Origin of the sequence: Sphingomonas gilva (genome assembly GCF_003515075.1) — a bacterium.
GTDB classification, from domain to species: Bacteria; Pseudomonadota; Alphaproteobacteria; order Sphingomonadales; family Sphingomonadaceae; genus Sphingomonas; species Sphingomonas gilva.
In genome coordinates this window covers 144,560-163,182 of sequence record NZ_QWLV01000005.1, presented here as the reverse complement: position 1 = coordinate 163,182, position 18,623 = coordinate 144,560, and the positions used below count along the sequence as shown (strand labels likewise).

17 protein-coding genes are annotated in these 18,623 nt (G+C 65.5%); 6 read left to right on the top strand and 11 right to left on the bottom strand.

What is annotated here, in order from left to right; genetic code table 11:
* The first annotated feature begins 31 nt into the window (after positions 1-31).
* The gene (locus D1610_RS11995; RefSeq protein ID WP_245942192.1) at positions 32-1,150 is read left to right on the top strand and encodes a TIGR03032 family protein; all 1,119 of its coding nucleotides are present in this window, start codon (positions 32-34) and stop codon (positions 1,148-1,150) included.
* 47 nt (positions 1,151-1,197) lie between these two features.
* Here the strand turns inward: D1610_RS11995 and D1610_RS11990 are convergent, their stop codons facing one another.
* The 3 genes from D1610_RS11990 to D1610_RS11980 all read right to left on the bottom strand — a co-directional run bounded on the left by D1610_RS11990 (position 1,198) and on the right by D1610_RS11980 (position 6,658).
* Positions 1,198-4,359, bottom strand: a complete 3,162-nt coding sequence (locus D1610_RS11990; RefSeq protein ID WP_118864422.1) for a TonB-dependent receptor domain-containing protein — start codon at positions 4,357-4,359, stop codon at positions 1,198-1,200.
* 124 nt (positions 4,360-4,483) lie between these two features.
* The gene (gene ahcY / locus D1610_RS11985; protein WP_118864421.1) at positions 4,484-5,893 is read right to left on the bottom strand and encodes an adenosylhomocysteinase; all 1,410 of its coding nucleotides are present in this window, start codon (positions 5,891-5,893) and stop codon (positions 4,484-4,486) included.
* Between the two features lie 207 nt (positions 5,894-6,100).
* Positions 6,101-6,658, bottom strand: coding sequence for a YqgE/AlgH family protein (locus D1610_RS11980; protein WP_118864420.1), 558 nt, complete (start codon positions 6,656-6,658; stop codon positions 6,101-6,103).
* A gap of 112 nt (positions 6,659-6,770) precedes the next feature.
* On the opposite strand from D1610_RS11980, the gene D1610_RS11975 reads away from it, so the two are divergent.
* From D1610_RS11975 to D1610_RS11965, 3 genes are all read left to right on the top strand, one after another.
* Positions 6,771-7,253, top strand: a complete 483-nt coding sequence (locus D1610_RS11975) for a peroxiredoxin (protein ID WP_118864419.1) — start codon at positions 6,771-6,773, stop codon at positions 7,251-7,253.
* Positions 7,254-7,364: 111 nt separating this feature from the next.
* Positions 7,365-7,637: a hypothetical protein gene (locus tag D1610_RS11970; protein ID WP_118864418.1), complete on the top strand. Its 273-nt coding sequence runs from the start codon at positions 7,365-7,367 to the stop codon at positions 7,635-7,637.
* 78 nt (positions 7,638-7,715) lie between these two features.
* Positions 7,716-9,167: an AMP nucleosidase gene (locus D1610_RS11965; protein WP_118864417.1), complete on the top strand. Its 1,452-nt coding sequence runs from the start codon at positions 7,716-7,718 to the stop codon at positions 9,165-9,167.
* A gap of 148 nt (positions 9,168-9,315) precedes the next feature.
* Here the strand turns inward: D1610_RS11965 and D1610_RS11960 are convergent, their stop codons facing one another.
* The 4 genes from D1610_RS11960 to recR form a co-directional block, all read right to left on the bottom strand.
* Entirely contained in the window at positions 9,316-10,671 is a 1,356-nt protein-coding gene (locus D1610_RS11960; RefSeq protein ID WP_118864416.1) for a DNA recombination protein RmuC, read from the bottom strand.
* A gap of 2 nt (positions 10,672-10,673) precedes the next feature.
* A complete protein-coding gene (locus D1610_RS17530; protein ID WP_281268978.1) occupies positions 10,674-10,796 on the bottom strand; it encodes a hypothetical protein in 123 nt (40 codons plus the stop codon).
* A gap of 244 nt (positions 10,797-11,040) precedes the next feature.
* Positions 11,041-11,571: a peptide deformylase gene (gene def, locus D1610_RS11955; protein ID WP_118864415.1), complete on the bottom strand. Its 531-nt coding sequence runs from the start codon at positions 11,569-11,571 to the stop codon at positions 11,041-11,043.
* Between the two features lie 491 nt (positions 11,572-12,062).
* Positions 12,063-12,659: a recombination mediator RecR gene (recR, locus tag D1610_RS11950; protein WP_118864489.1), complete on the bottom strand. Its 597-nt coding sequence runs from the start codon at positions 12,657-12,659 to the stop codon at positions 12,063-12,065.
* A gap of 52 nt (positions 12,660-12,711) precedes the next feature.
* Here recR and fmt point away from each other — a divergent pair, with 52 nt between their 5' ends.
* Positions 12,712-13,650, top strand: coding sequence for a methionyl-tRNA formyltransferase (gene fmt / locus D1610_RS11945; RefSeq protein WP_118864414.1), 939 nt, complete (start codon positions 12,712-12,714; stop codon positions 13,648-13,650).
* Positions 13,647-14,384 carry a tRNA pseudouridine(38-40) synthase TruA gene (truA, locus tag D1610_RS11940; RefSeq protein WP_118864413.1) on the top strand — a complete coding sequence of 246 codons (738 nt, stop codon included), beginning with the start codon at positions 13,647-13,649 and terminating at the stop codon, positions 14,382-14,384. Before fmt ends, truA begins: the two co-directional genes overlap by 4 nt.
* 257 nt (positions 14,385-14,641) lie before the next feature.
* Here the strand turns inward: truA and D1610_RS11935 are convergent, their stop codons facing one another.
* From D1610_RS11935 to ilvD, 4 genes are read right to left on the bottom strand one after another with little or no spacing between them, the layout of a single operon-like run.
* The gene (locus D1610_RS11935; protein WP_118864412.1) at positions 14,642-15,817 is read right to left on the bottom strand and encodes a class I SAM-dependent RNA methyltransferase; all 1,176 of its coding nucleotides are present in this window, start codon (positions 15,815-15,817) and stop codon (positions 14,642-14,644) included.
* On the bottom strand, positions 15,802-16,560 hold the full coding sequence (locus D1610_RS11930) for an NAD(P)H-hydrate dehydratase (RefSeq protein WP_245942190.1): 759 nt from the start codon (positions 16,558-16,560) through the stop codon (positions 15,802-15,804). Before D1610_RS11930 ends, D1610_RS11935 begins: the two co-directional genes overlap by 16 nt.
* On the bottom strand, positions 16,557-16,919 hold the full coding sequence (locus D1610_RS11925; RefSeq protein ID WP_425453219.1) for a hypothetical protein: 363 nt from the start codon (positions 16,917-16,919) through the stop codon (positions 16,557-16,559). The genes D1610_RS11930 and D1610_RS11925 overlap by 4 nt, the downstream gene beginning before the upstream one ends.
* Positions 16,900-18,621, bottom strand: coding sequence for a dihydroxy-acid dehydratase (gene ilvD / locus D1610_RS11920; protein WP_118864410.1), 1,722 nt, complete (start codon positions 18,619-18,621; stop codon positions 16,900-16,902). The genes D1610_RS11925 and ilvD overlap by 20 nt, the downstream gene beginning before the upstream one ends.
* Positions 18,622-18,623: the final 2 nt, after the last annotated feature.

Here is an 18,623-nt window from a genome sequence, read left to right as displayed (position 1 = left end):
ACATTTCCCGCATTCGGTGCACTGATCGATCATGGGATTTGGCGCTTTGAGTAACAAACACGGCGATCTGGTGGCAATGCTGCAAGCGGATCGGGAAGCCAAGCCCGACGATACATCCATCGCGATTAGCGGCACATTGCGCAATTGGTTGTTGGATAACGAAACATCCCTCGCCATGTCATCCTACCAGAGCGGCAGGCTTATAGTTGTCGGCGTTGGCCCCGATGATCGGGTGTCGTTCAACGAGCAGCGATATCCTAGACCCACCGGACTCTGCCTCCACCAAGGTTCGCTCTTCGTCGCCGCGATGTTTCAGATATGGCGGCTCGAAAACATCCTTGCGCAAGGTCAGTATGCCAACTCGGCGTATGATCAATATTTCGTTCCACGAAAATCCTATACAGTAAACTATGTCGATACACATGAATTAGGTATCGATAAGGACAACGGAATACTATTTGTATCCAGTCGCTATTCCTGCCTTGCAACAATTGATGAAAGGCATAGTTTCAAGCCAACTTGGAAACCAAATTTCATTTCCGCCCTGGTAGCAGAAGACAGATGTCATCTTAATGGATTTGCGCTGGAAGACGGCGAGCCAAAACTTGCTACTGCCATCGGGCAGACCGACACCGCTGGCGGTTGGCGTAGGCAGCGGGAAAAAGGTGGCGTGCTGATTGACATCCCCAGCAAAGAAATAATCAGCGACCAACTGTCTATGCCGCATAGTCCCCGTATTTATGGGGGCAAATTTTGGTCGCTCGATTCGGGGCGGGGATGGCTCGTTCAAGTCGACCCTAGAACTGGCCGACCTGAGGATATAGCATTCGTTCCAGGTTTCCTGCGAGGCTTAAGCTTCCATAACGGATACGCGCTCGTCACTGCTTCGAAGGCCCGCGAAGGAGAATTTTCTGGTCTGCCGCTCCAGGCAGAGATCGACGGCCGGGGCGAAAGACCTACTTGCGGCATATTCGTCATAGAGCTTTCAACGGGCAGGACTGAAATGCTGATTGAGTTTCGAGGCTCCACCTCCGAGTTGTTCGATGTTATCGCGCTGCCCGGTTGCCGCAATCCGGCATCCATTGGACCATCAACGGTCGACATGATCGGCGCGGTGTCATTCGATCCAGTCGAGTTCCCCGATACATAAAGGCCGGTCCGGGAATCCCGGCCGACCTCTATGCTGTCCTTTCCCCCTCAGAAGCCAAACGACGCGCCTAAACGGAAATACCGTCCAAGTACGCCTGGAAAGTAGCTGATCGTGCCACCGCCGACCGGAACCGGGAAAGGAGGTTCGCGATCAAACAGATTGTCTACGACCAAGCGGACGCTGAACTTCTTTTCGATCTGATACGATATGCCCGCATTTACGAAAGCAATGTCCTCGACCGACGCGGGTGTCTGGAAAGTCGCCGTTGTATCGGGATCGAACTGCGCCGGACCAGTGTAGTTAACTTGGACGTAGGAGTCGAAGCCACCATTGTTGTAATTCAGGCTTGCCGTCGCCTGATGGCGCGAATAGCCGATCGAACCGCCAGTCGTGACCTGTGCCGAATTTTCGTTCGCCTGCGAAGTCAGCGTGTCGATATATTGGTAACTGCCGTTCAACCCGATACTGGAATCGGCCCCGAGAAATGGCGTCCGCGTGCGATAAGCCACTTCGGCAAGAATGCCCTTGTACTCAAGCGCGGCACCATTGAAATAGCCGGTCTCGATGAAGTTAAGCTGGTTGTCCAACGCCGGGTTACCGACCACCGGGTTACGCTCGAAGCGCTCGCAGAATTCGTTATTCGGATAGTCAGTCGCATCATAGCAGTTGGCGACGATGTCATCGGAGGTCAACTCGGTGATGACATCCTTCACCGTGATGTCGACATAGTCCACTGTCGCACTGAAGCCGGGAAGGAAGCGCGGGCGTAGCACCACGCCGACCGTAAACGCGTCCGACTTCTCATTCTTCAGATTTGGATTGCCTGCAACCGCCTGCAAAAAGCTGGCATTGTCCGACTGTGCTTCGAAATCTTCAGGGATGCCCGCCGCAGCACAGTTCGCGGCACGCACCGTCGGATTGGGACCCTCATCACGCAGCGTGCGGTCACAAGGATCATTGGCGAAATCAAAGAAGCTGGACGACGGATTGAATGCTTCTGTGATGAAAGGCGAACGGATCGCTCGGGTGAAGTTACCACGAATTGTAATGTCCGAAATCGGTTGCCAGCTCCCTCCGGCCGTCCAGGTCAGATCGCCGCCTGCCACCGAATGGTCGACATAACGCGCAGCACCCTGAATTTCGAGTGAACGCACGAAAGGAATGTCGTTTGATGGGCCGATAAGCCCGGCACGGAGTTCGCCGAACACCTCGTCGGTATTATATTCGCCGAATAGCGGCTGATACAGCACAGACTGCCCGTAAGCGACGCGGTCGTTGGTCGGATCGCCGTCGCCGTCAGCATCGTCGGTCGGATCGGGATCAGGCGCGCCGCGCAGGACCTCACCCGGATCAAAATCCTGCGATTCCTCCCGATGTTCGTAGCCCAGCGCGAACGAGAGGTCGCCGCCTGGCAGAGCGAACAACGGTCCGGTGATCGATGCCGTAACGATCTTCTGCTTGTTGATCGAAGAAGGTCGAGTAATGGCGGTGATATAGTCGCGCGCCGCCTGGGACGTCTGCGCACCGAACAGATTGAGAGGAGCGCAGGTCGTACTAATCGTCGGGGCGTTGACCGTCGGCGCGCCCGGACGACATATAATGTTTCCGTTGCCGTCCTCCACCGCGTCAACCGCGTTCAAGAAGTTCTGCGTTACAAGCAGACGGCCTTCGCTATTGGTCTCGGACCGGCCGTAATTGCCCACCAACTCAGCGGTCCATTCTCGACCGCCAATTCCTGCGAATCTAGCATCAATGCCGGCAACGTATCGCTGCACCTCAACCTTGCCTCTCGCCTGGCCCGAAATGAGATCGGTGTTTGCCCGGTTCAGAAAGAACGTGTCGCCATCGGCCTGAGCCTGGATAATGGCGCGCGCCTGAGGCGTGAGGAACGGGTTGTCGGTGCTCAAGATGACCGCACCAGCCGGGTCGCCCGCATAGCCGAAGAAATAGGAATTATACTCCGGCTGGTCGCGCAGGTTCACCCCCGTGCTGCGACTATACCACGCTTCACCAAAAACACGGATCGCATCGGTAACCTGAAAGCTTGCCAGCATGTTGCCGTTGTAGCGCTCGGTGTCAGTCAGCAGGTTGGTCGTTGGAACCAGGCTGAAGCCATTGCCGCCCGACGTGTCGATCTGGAACGTGGTCGGCTGACCATTCTCATCCAGCGGCCCGAATGACGTGCCAAAATCGATCGGAATCAGATTACCCGCGGCGTCAAAGCGCAACGCGCGCCCTTGGTCATCGACGAAACCGCCTTGCGGAAAGCCGAGGTTCGCGGCCTGTCCGGGGCTGACTGGAATAAAGTCGAATACTGTCGGCACGCCGAATTCTGACAAGGTCGGAATGCGCCGGTCGTCGAAGATGACATTGTCGAACGGGGAGTCGGGATCGTTAGGGGCACCGAAGAACCCTCCCGTATAAAGGTCCGGTCGCTGCGTCGCCACCAGGCCTTCCCCACGATTGTACTCGCCCGATATCGTAATATTGCCTCGTCCGTCAGCGAAGTTCTTGCCGACAATTCCACGAAATCGGTAATTCGCACCGTCTCCCCGTTCGGCAATGCCATACTGGCCGTCAAGCTCCAGGCCCTCATAATCTCGCTTCAGTATGACGTTGACCGTGCCGGCGATAGCATCGGAACCGTAAATAGGCGCGCCGCCGATCACGATCGTCTCCACGCGCTCCACCAGCTTAGTATTGATAACGTTGAGGTCGACCTGGTTGCCGCCTTGCCCTGTCGGTCCAAAGATCGACGCAGTATTAGAACCGACGAAACGCCGACCGTTGACCAGCGTGAGCGTGCGCTCCGAGCCAAGACCGAGGAAGTTGACGAAGCTCTGACCCGGCCCGAGCTCCGATTGGCCGCCTACGGGACTGGAACCAGGCAGGCCGAAGGCAGGCAGTTCGTTGAGGGCTTGGCCCAGCGTCTCAAAGCCTCGTGCTTCGATCTGCTCAGAATTGATCACCACCGCCGGTTCGACGGTATCGAAATTGGGACGCGCGATCCGTGATCCGGTGACGACGATGTCCCCGTCCTCCGCTTCGACGGCCGGGTCCGTAATCACTTGTTCAACTTCCTGCTCGTCAGCTGATTGTTGAAATTCGACCTGCTGCGTCTCGGTCTGAGCCAGAGCAGCGCCGGGCAATGCCGCCGCCATCGCCAACGTTGAGACCGAAAGATGAACCGGAATCAATATCTTCCGCATGATTGGGAATCCCCTGCAAAGCTAGGCTCAATCTTGCCTAATCTCGCAATGCAGGAAACCCCAAAAGCTGGTCACCACGTATGAACGAGGAGTCGTGTTACAAAAATGCAACTCATCAACGCGATCAATACCGATAGTGATCCGGCTTGAACGGGCCTTCCACCGGCACGCCGATGTAATCCGCCTGCTTCCGGGTCAGCTTCGACAGCTTGACGCCGAGCTTTTCCAGGTGCAGCGCCGCGACCTTTTCGTCGAGGTGCTTGGGCAGGACGTAGACGTCGTTGTTGTAGGCCTCGGGCTTGGTGAACAGCTCGATCTGGGCGAGCGTCTGGTTGGTGAAGCTCGACGACATGACGAAGCTGGGGTGGCCGGTGGCGCAGCCCAGATTAACGAGACGGCCCTTGGCGAGGATGATGATCTGCTTGCCGTCCTCGAACTCGACCAGGTCGACCTGCGGCTTGATCTCGGTCCATTTGTAGTTGCTGAGCGCCGAAATCTGGATCTCGCTATCGAAATGGCCGATGTTGCAGACGATCGACATCGGCTTCATCGCGCGCATGTGATCGGCGGTGATGACGTCGGCATTGCCCGTTGCCGTCACGAAGATGTCCGAGCGGCGCACCGCCTCCTCCATCGTCACGACCTCGAAGCCCTCCATCGCCGCCTGCAGCGCGCAGATCGGGTCGATTTCTGTCACCAGCACGCGCGCGCCGCCGTTGCGTAGCGACTGCGCCGAGCCCTTGCCGACATCGCCGAAGCCGGCGACGGTCGCGACCTTGCCGGCGAGCATCACGTCGGTCGCGCGGCGGATCGCGTCGACCAGCGATTCCTTGCAGCCGTAGAGATTGTCGAACTTCGACTTGGTGACGCTGTCATTGACGTTGATCGCGGGGAAGGGAAGCTCGCCCTTCTTGGCGAGGTGGTAAAGGCGGTGGACGCCGGTGGTGGTCTCCTCCGACACGCCCTTGATGTTCCTGACGGTCTCGGTGAGATAGCCGGGACGCGCGGCGATGAACGCCTTCAGCGCGCGCTGGAACTCGACCTCTTCGTCATTCTCCGGCTCGGGCAGGGTCGCGCCGGCCTCAAGCTTCGCGCCCCACAGCGCGAACATGGTGGCGTCGCCGCCGTCGTCGAGGATCATGTTGCAGGTGGCGTCGCCCCAATCGAAGATGCGGCCGACATAATCCCAGTAGTCGGCGAGGCTTTCGCCCTTCACCGCGAACACCGGCACGCCCGAGGCGGCGATGGCGGCGGCGGCGTGATCCTGGGTGGAGAAGATGTTGCAGGTCGCCCAGCGCACCTCGGCGCCGAGCGCGGTGAGCGTCTCGATCAGCACCGCGGTCTGGATGGTCATGTGCAGCGAGCCGGTGATGCGCGCGCCCTTCAGCGGCTGCGACGCGCCATATTCCTCGCGCAGCGCCATCAAACCCGGCATCTCGGTTTCGGCGATGGCGATTTCCTTGCGGCCGAAATCGGCAAGGCCGATATCGGCGATGACGTAATCCTGCGCGTCGAGGACGGGAGCGGTGGCCACGAAACTTCTCCTGAACTGAAATATGGCGCGGCCCTAGCCGCCGCGCGCCTTCAAGGCAAATATAAAGATATCTTTATATGATGTCGAGGTGGAGGCGCGAACACCTCGCGCCGATGCGCCGCGCGAAGCAAAGGCGCACCGTCTCGACCGGCCGGCGGTGCTCAAGCACCGACCGACGACGCGGCTTTGCCGCGGCGCCAAACCTCCTCAAGCAGTCCCAGCCTGCGGGCTGAGCAGGCGTGGATCGATGCCCGCCTGCTGGAAGCTGTCCGCCCAGCGATCGGCGGTCTGATCGTACAGGGTGGCGAGATCGCCGGGGGTGGAGAACCAGCCATGGCGCGCCAGCTCTCCGTCGAGCTGCCCCTCCGCCCAGCCGGCATAGCCGAGCGCGACGAGCCATTCGGACGGCCCCTTCCCTTCGGCGATCGCGCGCAGGATATCGATCGTGCCGGTAAGCTTCCAGCGGCCGGCGACGTCGATGGTGTCCTGCCCGCCCCAATCGGGCGAGTGGATGACGAAGCCGCGCGTCGTTTCCACCGGCCCGCCGAAATGCACCGGACGATTGGGCGCGTCGCCGCGTTCGATGCCGAACTGATCGAGCACGTCGTGCAGCCCCAGCCCCTCGATCACCGCGCCGACGCCGACGCCGAGCGCGCCGTTCGAATCGTGCGCGCAGATCGCGATCACCGCGCGTTCGAAGCGCGGATCGCCGATGCCGGGCATCGCCAGCAGAAGCTGGCCGGTCAGGAAGCGCGGCGAATCCATGGCACAGGGATACCGGGCCGGCGCGTCCGCGTCCAACCCGGTTGAAAGCGGGGCGCGCCCTTCCCATCCTCGTGTCCGCGCCGCAGCTTCGCGGCAGTCCAGGGAGACGCGCATGACGATCAAGACCGGCGAGAGCCTGCCAGAAACCACGCTGACCAAGGTGACCGAGAACGGTCCGGAGCAGGTCAGCTCGTCCGATTTCTTCAAGGGCCGCAAGGTCGCGCTGTTCGCGGTGCCGGGCGCTTTCACCCCGACCTGCTCGGCCAAGCACCTGCCCGGCTATGTCGAGCGCGCCCAGGACCTGAAGGCCAAGGGCGTCGACGAGATCGCCTGCGTGGCGGTCAACGATCCGTTCGTGATGGGCGCCTGGTCCAAGGCGAGCGACGCCGGCCAGGCGGTGACGATGCTCGCCGACGGCAATGGCGACTTCGCCCGCGCGGTGGGCCTGGAATTCGATGGCAGCAAGTTCGGCATGGGCAAGCGCAGCCAGCGCTATTCGATGATCGTCAACGACGGCGTGGTCGAGACGCTGAACGTAGAGGCGCCGGGCGCGTTCGAGGTGAGCTCCGCCGACCATATGATCGGCCAGCTCTGACGTTCTCGCGGCGGGGCGCGCCGTCCGCACGCCCCGCCGACCGGCCGGAACTCCGCCCCGGGCGGCTCGTTATTTTGGTGACGCCCACCCTTTCGACACGGAGGAGTTTCCATGACCGCCAGCCCCGATCCCGCCGCCCAGCAGAAGACCATCCTGGAGACCGGCAAGGAGTATCTCGACGCGGCGGTGAAGTCCGCCAAGGCGCACCCTGCGGCGACCGCGGGGATCGCCGCCGGCGTCGCGGCCGCCGCGGCCGGCGCCGTCTATGGCGCGAGCAAGCTGCGCGAGAGGGGCGCGATCGGCGACGCTGGGAGCGCCACCGACGAGGCCGGCATCATCGATCCGCAGCGAGTGCCCGAAGCGCTGCCGATCAACGGCGAATGAGATGATATGAGGCCGGGTGGAGACGCCCGGCCCCTTTCGTACGGTTGCGGGAATCGGCAGGCCGCGGCATGACGCGCCATGACCATCCCGACCACCGCAGACGCCGACGCCCTCGTCGACAAGCTCCAGGCGCTTTACGAGGATTCGGTCGCGACGCTGCGCGCGGCGCTGACCGCCTATATCGAACATGGCGAGACCCCGACGCGCGACGCGCGCGACGAAGGCGCATTCGCCTATCCCGAGATCCATCTGCGCTACAAGGGCGATGAGGACCGCCCCACCCCGCCGCGCTCGTTCGCGCGGCTGACGACGCCGGGGCATTACGCCATTTCGGTGACGCGGCCCGCGCTGTTCCGCGATTATCTGATCGAGCAGCTGCGCCTGCTGAGCGAGGATTACGACGTCGAGATCAGCGTGGAGCGGGGGCGGCAGGAGATCCCCTTCCCCTATGTGCTCGATCCGCAGCACGGCTTCGACCTCGACCGGGTGACCGCCAACGACCTGTCGCGCTGGTTCCCGGCGACCGAGCTCGCGATGATCGGCGACGAGATCGCCGACGGGGTGGCGATGCTGTCCGACGCGGCGCGGCCGCTGGCGCTGTTCGATGGTCTCCGGACCGATTTCTCGCTCGCCCGGCTGCGGCATTACACCGGTACGCCGCCCGAGCATGTCCAGCGCTTCGTGCTGTTCACCAACTATCACCGCTATGTCGACGAGTTCGTTCGCTGGGGCTGCACCCAGCTGGGCAACGGGACGTACACCGCACTGTCGGGCGCGGGCGGGCTGATGATGACCAGCGCCGACGCCGATCCCGACGCGATCGTCACCGACAGCGCGTGGAAGCGGCACCAGATGCCGGCCTATCACCTGATGGCCGAGGGGCGCGTCGGCATCACTTTGGTCAATATTGGCGTGGGACCATCCAACGCCAAGACGATCTGCGATCATCTGGCGGTCCTCAGACCCGAGGCGTGGATGATGATCGGCCATTGCGGCGGGCTGCGCCCCAGCCAGCGGATCGGCGACTATGTGCTGGCGCATGCCTATCTGCGCGACGATCATGTGCTCGACGACGTGCTGCCGCCCGAGATTCCGGTGCCGGCGATCGCCGAGGTGCAGGTGGCGATGGCGCGCGCGGCCGAGCAGGTTTCCGGCCAGTCGGGCGACGAGCTCAAGCGGCGGTTGAGGACCGGCACGATCGTCACCACCGACGACCGCAACTGGGAGCTGCGCTATTCCAAATCGGCGCTGCGGTTCTCGCTGAGCCGGGCGGCGGGGATCGACATGGAGTCGGCGACCATCGCCGCGCAGGGTTACCGCTTCCGCGTGCCCTACGGCACTTTGCTGTGTGTGTCCGACAAGCCGCTGCACGGCGAATTGAAGCTGCCCGGCCAGGCCAACCGCTTCTACGAACGCGCGATTTCGGAGCATATGCAGATCGGCATCGCGGCGTGCGAGGTGCTGCGCGGCGAGGGCGCCAATTTGCACAGCCGCAAGTTGAGGGCGTTCAACGAGCCGCCGTTCAGGTGAGCCGGTCAAGGCGCAGCGAAGCTGCGGCGCGACGTAAGGCTCACCCGGCCGGCGGTGCTCCCGGCACCGGCCGACGGCGCGGCTTTGCCGCGCCCCCTCCACCACGCTGCGCGTGGTCCCCCTCCCCCAGACGAGCTGGGGGAGGATCTTATTCCGCCGCTTCTTGTTCGTTTTCGGGCGACGGCAGCATTTCGAGGGCGGGCGCCCGGGCCACCGCGTCCACGGGGTCGACCTGTTCGAGCTGGGCGTTGCCGGTGTCGACATTCAGCGCCTGGAAGCGGCGGGCGCTGACCATGACGCGGCCTTCGAAGCTGGCCAGGAACTTGTTGTAGTTGTCGACCGCCGAGTTGAGGCCGCCGCCGACGCGCTTGAGGTGAGTCGCGGCGGTCGCGAGGCGCTCGTACATCTCCTTGCCGAGCTTCCCCACCTCGCGCGCATCCTCGGCGAGCTTCTGCTGGCGCCACATGCCGGCCACCGTCCGAGCGAGCGGGAGGAAGGCGGAGGGGCCGGCGATGATGACGCGGTTGCGCGCGGCGCGCTCCCACAGCTCCATATCGTGTTCGAGCGCGCCCGAGAGGAAATTGTCGCCGGGTATGTACATGATGACGAAATCGGGGGCTTTCTCGAACTGCGCCCAATAGGCCTTGCGGCCGAGCGCTTCGGCATGGGTGCGCACCGCGCGGGCGTGCGCCGCCATCGCCGTCTGGCGATCCTCCGCGCTGGTCGCCTCCGCGGCCGCCAGATAGCCTTCGAGCGCGCATTTGACGTCGACGATGAGCTGCTGGTCGCCCGGCAGGCGGATGACAAAATCGGGGCGGAGCTGGCCCTCCTCGGTCGCGACCGAGACCTCGGCGGCGAAATCGACATGGCCGGAAAGCCCGGCGATCTCGATCAGGTTGCGGAACTGCTGCTCGCCCCAGCGGCCGCGCGTCTTGGGCGCGGCGCGGAGCGCGTTGACCAGCTTGGCGGTCTCGCTGCGCGTCTCGCCCAGCCCGGCCTTCACATGCTCGACCGCCTCGCGCAGCGCGCCATAGCTGTCGTTGCGTTCCTTCTCGACGCGGGTGAGGCCTTCCTCATAGCGCTTGAGCGTGGCCTCGACGGGCTGGAGCAGCGCCCTCATCCGCGCGCTGTTCGCCTCGCCCGCCTGGTTGAAGCGCGCATCGGCGCGTTCGAGGAAGGCCTTCTGCGCCTCGCCGAGCAATTTGCCGCCGATCTCGCTGAACTGGGCGGATAGCTGCTCGCGCGCGGCCTTCAGCTCCTCCATCTGCGCGGCGAAGGATCTGTCGCGTTCTTCGCGCGCGGCTTCAAGGCGCGCCAATGCGTCGCGCGCGGCATCGCGTTCGCGCACGGTGGCCTCCACATTGACGATCGCCTCCTTGAACCGCGCGAGATGATGATCCCGGTCGGCGGCGAGCCGGGCGAGCGGGCGGCTGCCGACGAGCCAGCCGACGCCTGCGCCGATGATCAGCGCCACGATCGCGACGAGGATAAGGGCGCCGTCCATGTTCAACGATTCGGTTGTATATGGAAATGGCGAAAATCCGCCATTTCCATGGGAAATGCGGACACGAAGTTCAGCGTCTTCAGTGTCCGGCGCGGTTTTTCGGCAGCGCGGTCGGCGGTGGGCATGACTGTGCTCATGCCATCAGCTTGGCATATTATCTTCTTGTAGGACAGACCAAAACGGGAACGCTATTCGCCGCTATGGCCGCCCGTCATTCCGGAGCCTTCGACAGGCTCAGGACGGGCCTGCTCCGCGTCCATCTCTCCGCCAGCGCGGTCCGCGCTCGGGGCACGATGGATGCCGGAACAAGCCTGTCCTGAGCCTGTCGAAGGGTCCGGCATGACGGAGCAGGAGGTAGTGATCGCGCCGTCAGGCTGCGGCCTTGCGCTGCTTGGCGAGCTTCTTCAGGATCATGTCGCGCTTGAGGCGCGAGAGATGGTCGATGAAGACGATGCCTTCGAGGTGATCCATCTCGTGCTGAAGGCAGGTGGCGAGCATGCCCTCGATCCGCTCGTCATGCAGCACGCCATGCTCGTCCATCCAGCGCGCGCGGCAGGTGGCGGGGCGATCGACGTCGGCATACTGATCGGGGACCGACAGGCAGCCCTCGGTATAGGTGTTGTAATGATCGGCCGGCTCGAGGATCTCGGGATTGATGAACACCCTGGGATCGCGGACGGGCTTGCCCTCCTCGTCCACCTCCTCCTGCAGGTCGATCACCAGCACGCGCTTCGGCACGCCGATCTGGATCGCGGCGAGGCCGATGCCGGGGGCAGCGTACATGGTTTCGAACATGTCGGCGATCAGCGTGCGCAGATCATCGTCGATCCCGCCTTCATGCGGCTTGGAGACGATGCGCAGGCGCGGATCGGGCACTTCGATGATCGGACGGATAGCCATGGCGCAAAGATAAGTTTTGGGTCTGTTCCGGTCAAGCGGAGCGGGGCGATCAGGGTGATCGACGGCCTCGCGAACGTACGAAGAAGAAGGTGGTTCACGCGAAGGCGCTAAGGCGCGAAGAAGGAAGAAGAAGGTTTTTCACGCGGAGGCGCGGAGACGCGGAGATGTCGTTTTCGCGGATATCTCCCGCGAAGCGGGTTGCATTTGGTTTGCGCGAGGAGTTGAGGCCGCTTCGCGGCAGTTCGCTTCTCTCCGCGTCTCCGCGTCTCTGCGTGAACCCCTCTTCCTTCGCGCCTTCGCGGCTTTGCGTGAACATTCTTTTCCGTGCTTGGGGTGGGGCCCCTCTCAACTTCGCCTAGCGAGCAAGCTCGCAAGGCTTCGTATCTCTCCCCTAAAGGGGAGAGAGAAGGTGGTTCGCGGATCTCCCGCGAAGCGGTAGCATTCGGTTTGCGGCGATCCTCTCTTCCTCTGCATCTCCGCGCGAACCAAGTTCAGGCCACCGGGCGCCTTGCCCGGAGCGCCTGGGCGAGCGTGCCTTCGTCCAGGTAATCGAGCTCTCCGCCGACCGGCAGGCCGTGGGCGAGCTGGGTGACGCGGACGGGGAGCCCCTCGATCCGTTCGGCGATGTAATGGGCGGTGGTCTGGCCCTCCAGCGTCGCGTTCATCGCGAGGACGACTTCGTCGATGCCGCCTTCCTCCAGCCGGCGGACGAGGGCGTCGATCGACAGATCCTCGGGTCGGATTCCCTCCAGCGCCGAAAGACGCCCGCCAAGCACATGGAAACGGCCGGGAAACAGGCGTGACCTGTCGAGCGCCCAAAGGTCCGCCACCTCCTCCACCACGCACAAGGCGCGGGCATCGCGGCGGGGATCGGCGCAGATGCCGCATGGGTCGGTCGTGTCGACATTGCCGCAAGTCGAGCAGGTGGCGAGATTTCGCCCGACCCGCTCCAGCGCGGCGAGCAACGGCACCAGCGCGGCTTCGCGCTTCTTGATCAGGTGCAGCACCGCGCGGCGGGCCGAACGCGGACCGAGGCCGGGCAGCTTCGCCAGCGCCTGCGTCAGCGCATCGATCTCGGGAGAGGCCATGTGGAACAGATAGGGGGTTGCGCGGGCGCTTGCCAAGCGGTGAAGGAGGGTCATGCGCATCGTCTTCATGGGAACCCCCGATTTCGCGGTGCCGGCGCTGGGCGCGCTGGCGGCGGCGGGGCACGAGATCGTAGCGATCTATTCGCAGCCGCCGCGCCGGAGCGGACGCGGAAAGGCGGTGACCCCCTCCCCCGTCCAGGCGCGCGCCGAGGCGCTGGGGCTGCCGGTGCTGACGCCGGTTTCGCTGAAGGATGCCGGGGCGCAGGCGGCGTTCGCCGGGCATGACGCCGATGTCGCGGTGGTCGCGGCCTATGGGTTGATCGTGCCGCGGGCGGTGCTCGATGCGCCCAAGCACGGCTGCCTCAACATCCACGGATCGATCCTGCCGCGCTGGCGCGGCGCGGCGCCGGTGCAGCGGGCGATCCTGGCGGGGGACGAGGCGACGGGCGTCGCGATCATGCAGATGGAGGCGGGGCTCGACACCGGGCCGGTACGCGCCGAGCGGCATGTGGCGATCGAACGCAAATCGGCCGGCGAGCTTTCCGCCGAGCTGGCGGCGCTGGGCGCGGCGCTGATGGTCGAGGTGCTGGACGACATCGAGGGATACCCGCCGGTGGCGCAGCCCGAGGCGGGCGTGACCTATGCCGCCAAGGTGGACAAGGCCGAGGCGCGGCTGGATTTTGCGGCCGGCGCCGAGGCGGTCGAGCGGCAGGTGCGCGCATTCAATCCAGCGCCGGGGGCGTTCTTCGAGTTTGCCGGCGAGCGGTTCCGGGTGCTGGATGCCGAGGTCGTGGAAGGTACGGCCGGCGGCCCCGGCCTTCGCCGGGGCGACGATGTCGGGTCCGGCACCGTGATCGACGACGCGCTGACCATCGCCTGCGGTTCCGGCGCGCTGCGGCCGTTGGTGGTGCAGCGGCAGGGCAAGCGGGCGATGACCGTGGCGGAGCTGCTGCGGGGCTTGCCGATTCCGGTGGGCACGCGGCTCTCGTGACGCGGTTTCGCCTGACGGTGGAGTTCGACGGCCGCCCATTCATGGGCTGGCAGCGGCAGGCGCACGGGCCGAGCGTGCAGGAGGCGATCGAGCGCGCGGCAAAGGCGGCGACCGGCGAGACGGTGACGCTGCACGCGGCGGGACGGACCGATGCGGGCGTCCACGGGCTGGCGATGACCGCGCATCTGGATGTGGAGCGAGCGATCACGCCGTTCCGGCTGATGGAGGCGCTCAACGCGCTGCTTCGGCCCGATCCGGTCGCGGTGCTGGCCTGCGAAGAGGCGCCGGACGATTTTCATGCGCGGTTTTCGTGCCTTGGACGGCATTATGTATATCGCATCATCAATCGCCGCGCACCGCTGACCCATGAGAAAGGGCTGGCGTGGCGGATCGCCGCGCCGCTCGACGCGGAGGCGATGCATGCAGCGGCGCAACGCCTGGTCGGGCGGCACGATTTCACCACCTTCCGTTCGGCCCATTGCCAATCGGAGAGCCCGGTCAAGACGCTCGACCGCCTGGACGTCGCGCGTGACGGCGAACGGGTGACGGTGCGCGCATCGGCGCGGTCGTTCCTGCACCATCAGGTGCGGTCGATGGTCGGGTGCCTGGCGCTGGTGGGCCAGGGGAAATGGTCGGCCGATGATCTGCGCGGCGCGCTGGAGGCGCGGGATCGTGCCGCGCTGGGGCTGAATGCGCCGCCTGACGGGTTGTTCTTCGTTCGGGCCGATTATTGAAGGGCTGGTTCACGCGAAGGCGCTAAGGCGCGAAGAAGGAAGAAGAAGGTTTTTTCGCGCGGAGGCGCGGAGACGCGGAGATGTCGTTTTCGCGGGTATCTCCCGCGAAGCTGGTAACATTTCTTTTGCGGCGAGGAGCTTGAGGCCGCTTCGCGGCGATCCTCTTCTTCCTCCGCGTCTCCGCGTCTCTGCGTGAACCCCTTCTTCTTCGCGCCTTCGCGCCTTCGCGTGAACCACCTTTTTCACTTCCGTGCCGATCAGTTCCGGCCGAAGCGCGCGGCCAGTTCGACGTGGGTGGACCAGCGGAACTGGCCGACGGGCTGGATCCAGTCGAGGCGGTAGCCGCCTTCGGTCATGATCCGCGCATCGCGGGCGAAGCTGTTGGGATTGCAGGAGACATAGGCGATGACCGGCGCGGTCGAGGCGGCCAGTTCGCGCGCCTGCGTCTCCGCGCCCGCGCGCGGGGGGTCGAGCGCGATCGCGGCGAAGCGGCTCGCCTCGGCGGCGGTGAGCGGGCGGCGATAGAGGTCGCGGTGCTCGACCAGCACGCGGCCGGTGCCCTTGAGCGCGAGCGTGGCGTCGCGCGAGGCCTCGGCAGCGTAGACCTTGCCGGGCAGCGACAGCGCGAAGGTCCCGAGCCCGGCGAAAAGGTCGGCGGTGGTGGCGGCGCCGGCGGTCGCCTCGCGCACGGCGGCGACCAGCGACCCTTCGCCGTCGGCGGTCGCCTGGAGGAAGGCGTCGATCGGCAGCGGCACCGCGACGCCGCCGAGCGTGATCGTGGCGGGTCGCGGCTCCCAGCGGACTTGCGCGCCGTAACCGTCATCGATCGACAGGCGGGCGAGATTGTGGGCCTGGGCGAAGGCGGTCAGCGCCTCGGCGGCGGCGAGGCTGTCGGCTTCGATGCCGGAAAGCGCGAGATCGACGCCCCGGTCGGCCATCGTCAGCGCGACGCCCGCGCGGCGACGCGGAGCGAGCAGGCCCGTCAGCAGCGTGCGCAATGGGGCGAGCAGCGCGAACAGCTCGGGCAGGAGAATCTCGCATTGACGGACATCGACCAGCGCGTTGCTGCCCGCCTCGCTGAAGCCGAGGATGACGTCGCGCCCGCGCCGCTCCGCCTGCAGGCCGGCGCGGCGGCGGGTGCGCGGGGGCGAGAGGTGCGGCGGACGGATATCGGCGGTCAGGCCCTGCTGGGCCAGCGCATTGGCGATGCGATCGATGATGAATTGCGCATAGCTGGCGTCGTCGAGATGCTGGAGCTGGCAGCCGCCGCAGCGCGGAAAATGGCGGCAGGGCGGGATCTGGTGATGCGGGCCGGGCGTGAGCGTGCCGTCCTCCGCCAGCACGTCGCCGGGTGCGGCGAGCGGGGCGTGGCGGCCGCTTTCGGTCACGCCGTCGCCGCGCGCGGCGACGCGGACGATCAGTTCGTCAGGCATTCGGCGATCGCCCTCGGGATCAGCGGGATGATGTCGTCGGCGATGAAGGCGGGGCCGGCGAGATCGGCGATGCGCGTGTGGAGCCAGACCCCCTGACACGCGGCGGCGAAGGGATCGGCCCCCTGCCCCGCCAGACGCGCGGCGACGAGGCCGGCGAGGACGTCGCCGGTGCCCGCGGTGGAGAGCCAGGGCGAGGCTTGCTCGTTGGTGGCGATGACGGTCGGCGAGGCGATGACGGTTTCGGCGCCCTTGTGGACGATCGTCGCGCCGGTTTTGCGCGCGGCCGCAAGGGTTTGCGTCGGCTTGTCGCCATCCATGTCGAACATGCGGACGAACTCGCCGCTGTGCGGGGTGAGGATCGTGGGGGCCTGGCGCGGGGTGTGGTCGCGGCCGATGAGGGTCAGCGCGTCGCCGTCGAGGACCAGAGGGAGATCGCTGGCGACGGCGGCGTCGACCCAGGCGCGGCCGTTTCGGCCGAGGCCGGGGCCGATCAGCAGCGCGCCGATACGATCGTCCTCGATCAGCTCATCGAGATCCGCGATCTGGCGGCGGACCAGCGCGTCCGGGCCGGGGCCGTGCGGATCACGGCCCGCCAGCACGACATAGCCCGCGCCGCCGTGCATCGCGGCGCGCGCGGCGAGCATCGCGGCGCCGGGCATCTCGCCCTGCACCACCACGACCATGCCGCGGCTGTATTTGTGATCGTCGCGGCCGGGCGGTGCGATCTTCGGACGCTCGATCACTTGACCGTGGCGGGGAGGCGATAGCGCGCGCCGCCGACCGCGACCTCGATCCGGTTGTCGCCGATGACGCTGACCGTCGCGGGCTCGGCGCCGTCGGCCGATACCACGCCGCGGCCGTCGGTGGTGACGAGCAGACGGTGGAAGCCGCCATCGGGACGGCGGACGGTGAGAATCAGCCCCTCATCGGACTGCATCCGGTCGAGCGTGCAGACGCGCGCGAACTCGGCGTCGCCGGGGGCCGCGCACTCGATCTCGCCCGCATCGTCGCTTGCCGGCGCGATGGCGTTGGGATCGGCGGCGCCCTCTCCGCAAGCGGCGAGGAGAAGCAATGCTAAACCGCTAGATATCCGCATAGACATGGCGTTCGGCGCTGGCCCCCGGGTGCGTGAGGGCGCCCTTATAGGCCGGGCCGACGATCTGCGCATAGCGCCACAGCGCGCCCGACTGATAATCGTTGACGCGCGGCGACCAGGCGGCGCGGCGGGCGGCGAGCACGTCGTCCGGAACGTCGAGGTCGATCGTGCCCGCCTCTGCGTCGATGCGGATGATGTCGCCATCCTCTACCAGCGCGATCGGGCCGCCTTCGGCCGCCTCCGGCCCGACATGGCCGATGCAGAAGCCGCGGGTCGCGCCGGAGAAGCGCCCGTCGGTGATCAGCGCGACCGATTCGCCCATGCCGAGGCCGTAGAGCGCCGCGGTGGTGGCGAGCATCTCGCGCATGCCGGGGCCGCCCCTGGGGCCTTCGTAGCGGATGACGACGACCTCGCCCTCACGGATCGCGCGCGCCTCGACCGCGGCGAAGGCGTCCTCCTCGCAATCGAAACAGCGCGCGGGGCCGGAGAAATGGAGCGAATGAAGCCCGGCGACCTTCACGATCGCGCCGTCGGGTGCGAGGCTGCCCTTGAGGCCGACGACGCCGCCGGTTGGGGTGATCGGCGACCTGGCGTCGTAGATCACCTTCTGATCGGGGTTCCAGGTCACCTGGTCAATATTCTCTGCGAGGGTCCTGCCCGTCACCGTCAGGCAATCGCCGTGGAGCAGCCCTTCGGCGAGCATCGTCTTCATCAGCATGTAGACGCCGCCGGCATCGTACATGTCGCGCGCGACATACTGGCCGCCGGGCTGGAGATCGGCGAGCCAGGGCGTGGTCTTGAAGATTTCGGCGACGTCGAACAGGTCGAACGCGATCCCCGCCTCGCTCGCCATCGCGGGCAGGTGCAGGCCGCCATTGGTCGAGCCGCCGGTCGCGGCGACGATGCGCGCGGCATTCTCGAACGCCTGGCGCGTGCAGATGTCGCGCGGACGGATGTTCTTCGCCAGCAGCTCCATCACCTGCACGCCCGCGGCGTGCGCGATCTGTTCGCGCGATGTGTAAGGCGCAGGCGCCATGTTGCTGTTGGGCAAGGACAAGCCGATCGCCTCGCCTACGCAGGCCATGGTGTTGGCGGTATATTGCCCGCCGCATGCGCCGTGGCCGGGGCAGGCGACCCGCTCAAGCTCGTGCACTTCGGACAGGGGGCAGGCGCCGGCGGCGTAGCGGCCGACGACCTCGAACACGTCCTTCACCGTCACGTCGCGGCCGTGGAAGCGGCCGGGCAGGATCGAGCCGCCATAGACGAAGATCGAGGGCACGTTGAGGCGCAGCATCGCCATCATCATGCCGGGCAGCGACTTGTCGCAGCCGGCGAAGCCGACCAGCGCATCGTAGCAATGGCCGCGGACCGATAGCTCGATCGAATCGGCGATCACCTCACGGCTGATCAGCGAGGATTTCATCCCCTGATGGCCCATGGCGATGCCGTCGGTAACGGTGATGGTGTTGAAGCGGCGCGGCATGCCGCCGCCCGCCTCCACACCCTTGCGCGCGACATCGGCCTGCGCATCGAGCGTGGTGTTGCACGGGGCGCTGTCGTTGCCGGCGCTGACGACGCCGACGAACGGGCGGGCGATCTCTTCCTCGGTCAGGCCCATCGCGTAATAATAGCTGCGATGCGGCGCGCGCTCGGGGCCGACCGACACATGGCGGCTGGGCAGGCGGGATTTGTCGAAGGTCTGGGTCATGG

What these genes read in the sequence shown, in the direction of transcription:
- D1610_RS11995 (WP_245942192.1), top strand. Translation starts at nt 32, where the DNA reads ATGGGATTTGGCGCTTTGAGTAACAAACACGGCGATCTGGTGGCAATG.
- D1610_RS11990 (WP_118864422.1), bottom strand. Translation starts at nt 4,359, where the DNA reads ATGCGGAAGATATTGATTCCGGTTCATCTTTCGGTCTCAACGTTGGCG.
- D1610_RS11980 (WP_118864420.1), bottom strand. Translation starts at nt 6,658, where the DNA reads ATGGATTCGCCGCGCTTCCTGACCGGCCAGCTTCTGCTGGCGATGCCC.
- D1610_RS11975 (WP_118864419.1), top strand. Translation starts at nt 6,771, where the DNA reads ATGACGATCAAGACCGGCGAGAGCCTGCCAGAAACCACGCTGACCAAG.
- D1610_RS11970 (WP_118864418.1), top strand. Translation starts at nt 7,365, where the DNA reads ATGACCGCCAGCCCCGATCCCGCCGCCCAGCAGAAGACCATCCTGGAG.
- D1610_RS11965 (WP_118864417.1), top strand. Translation starts at nt 7,716, where the DNA reads ATGACCATCCCGACCACCGCAGACGCCGACGCCCTCGTCGACAAGCTC.
- D1610_RS11960 (WP_118864416.1), bottom strand. Translation starts at nt 10,671, where the DNA reads ATGGACGGCGCCCTTATCCTCGTCGCGATCGTGGCGCTGATCATCGGC.
- D1610_RS17530 (WP_281268978.1), bottom strand. Translation starts at nt 10,796, where the DNA reads ATGCCCACCGCCGACCGCGCTGCCGAAAAACCGCGCCGGACACTGAAG.
- def (WP_118864415.1), bottom strand. Translation starts at nt 11,571, where the DNA reads ATGGCTATCCGTCCGATCATCGAAGTGCCCGATCCGCGCCTGCGCATC.
- recR (WP_118864489.1), bottom strand. Translation starts at nt 12,659, where the DNA reads ATGGCCTCTCCCGAGATCGATGCGCTGACGCAGGCGCTGGCGAAGCTG.
- fmt (WP_118864414.1), top strand. Translation starts at nt 12,712, where the DNA reads ATGCGCATCGTCTTCATGGGAACCCCCGATTTCGCGGTGCCGGCGCTG.
- D1610_RS11935 (WP_118864412.1), bottom strand. Translation starts at nt 15,817, where the DNA reads ATGCCTGACGAACTGATCGTCCGCGTCGCCGCGCGCGGCGACGGCGTG.
- D1610_RS11925 (WP_425453219.1), bottom strand. Translation starts at nt 16,919, where the DNA reads ATGTCTATGCGGATATCTAGCGGTTTAGCATTGCTTCTCCTCGCCGCT.
- ilvD (WP_118864410.1), bottom strand. Translation starts at nt 18,621, where the DNA reads ATGACCCAGACCTTCGACAAATCCCGCCTGCCCAGCCGCCATGTGTCG.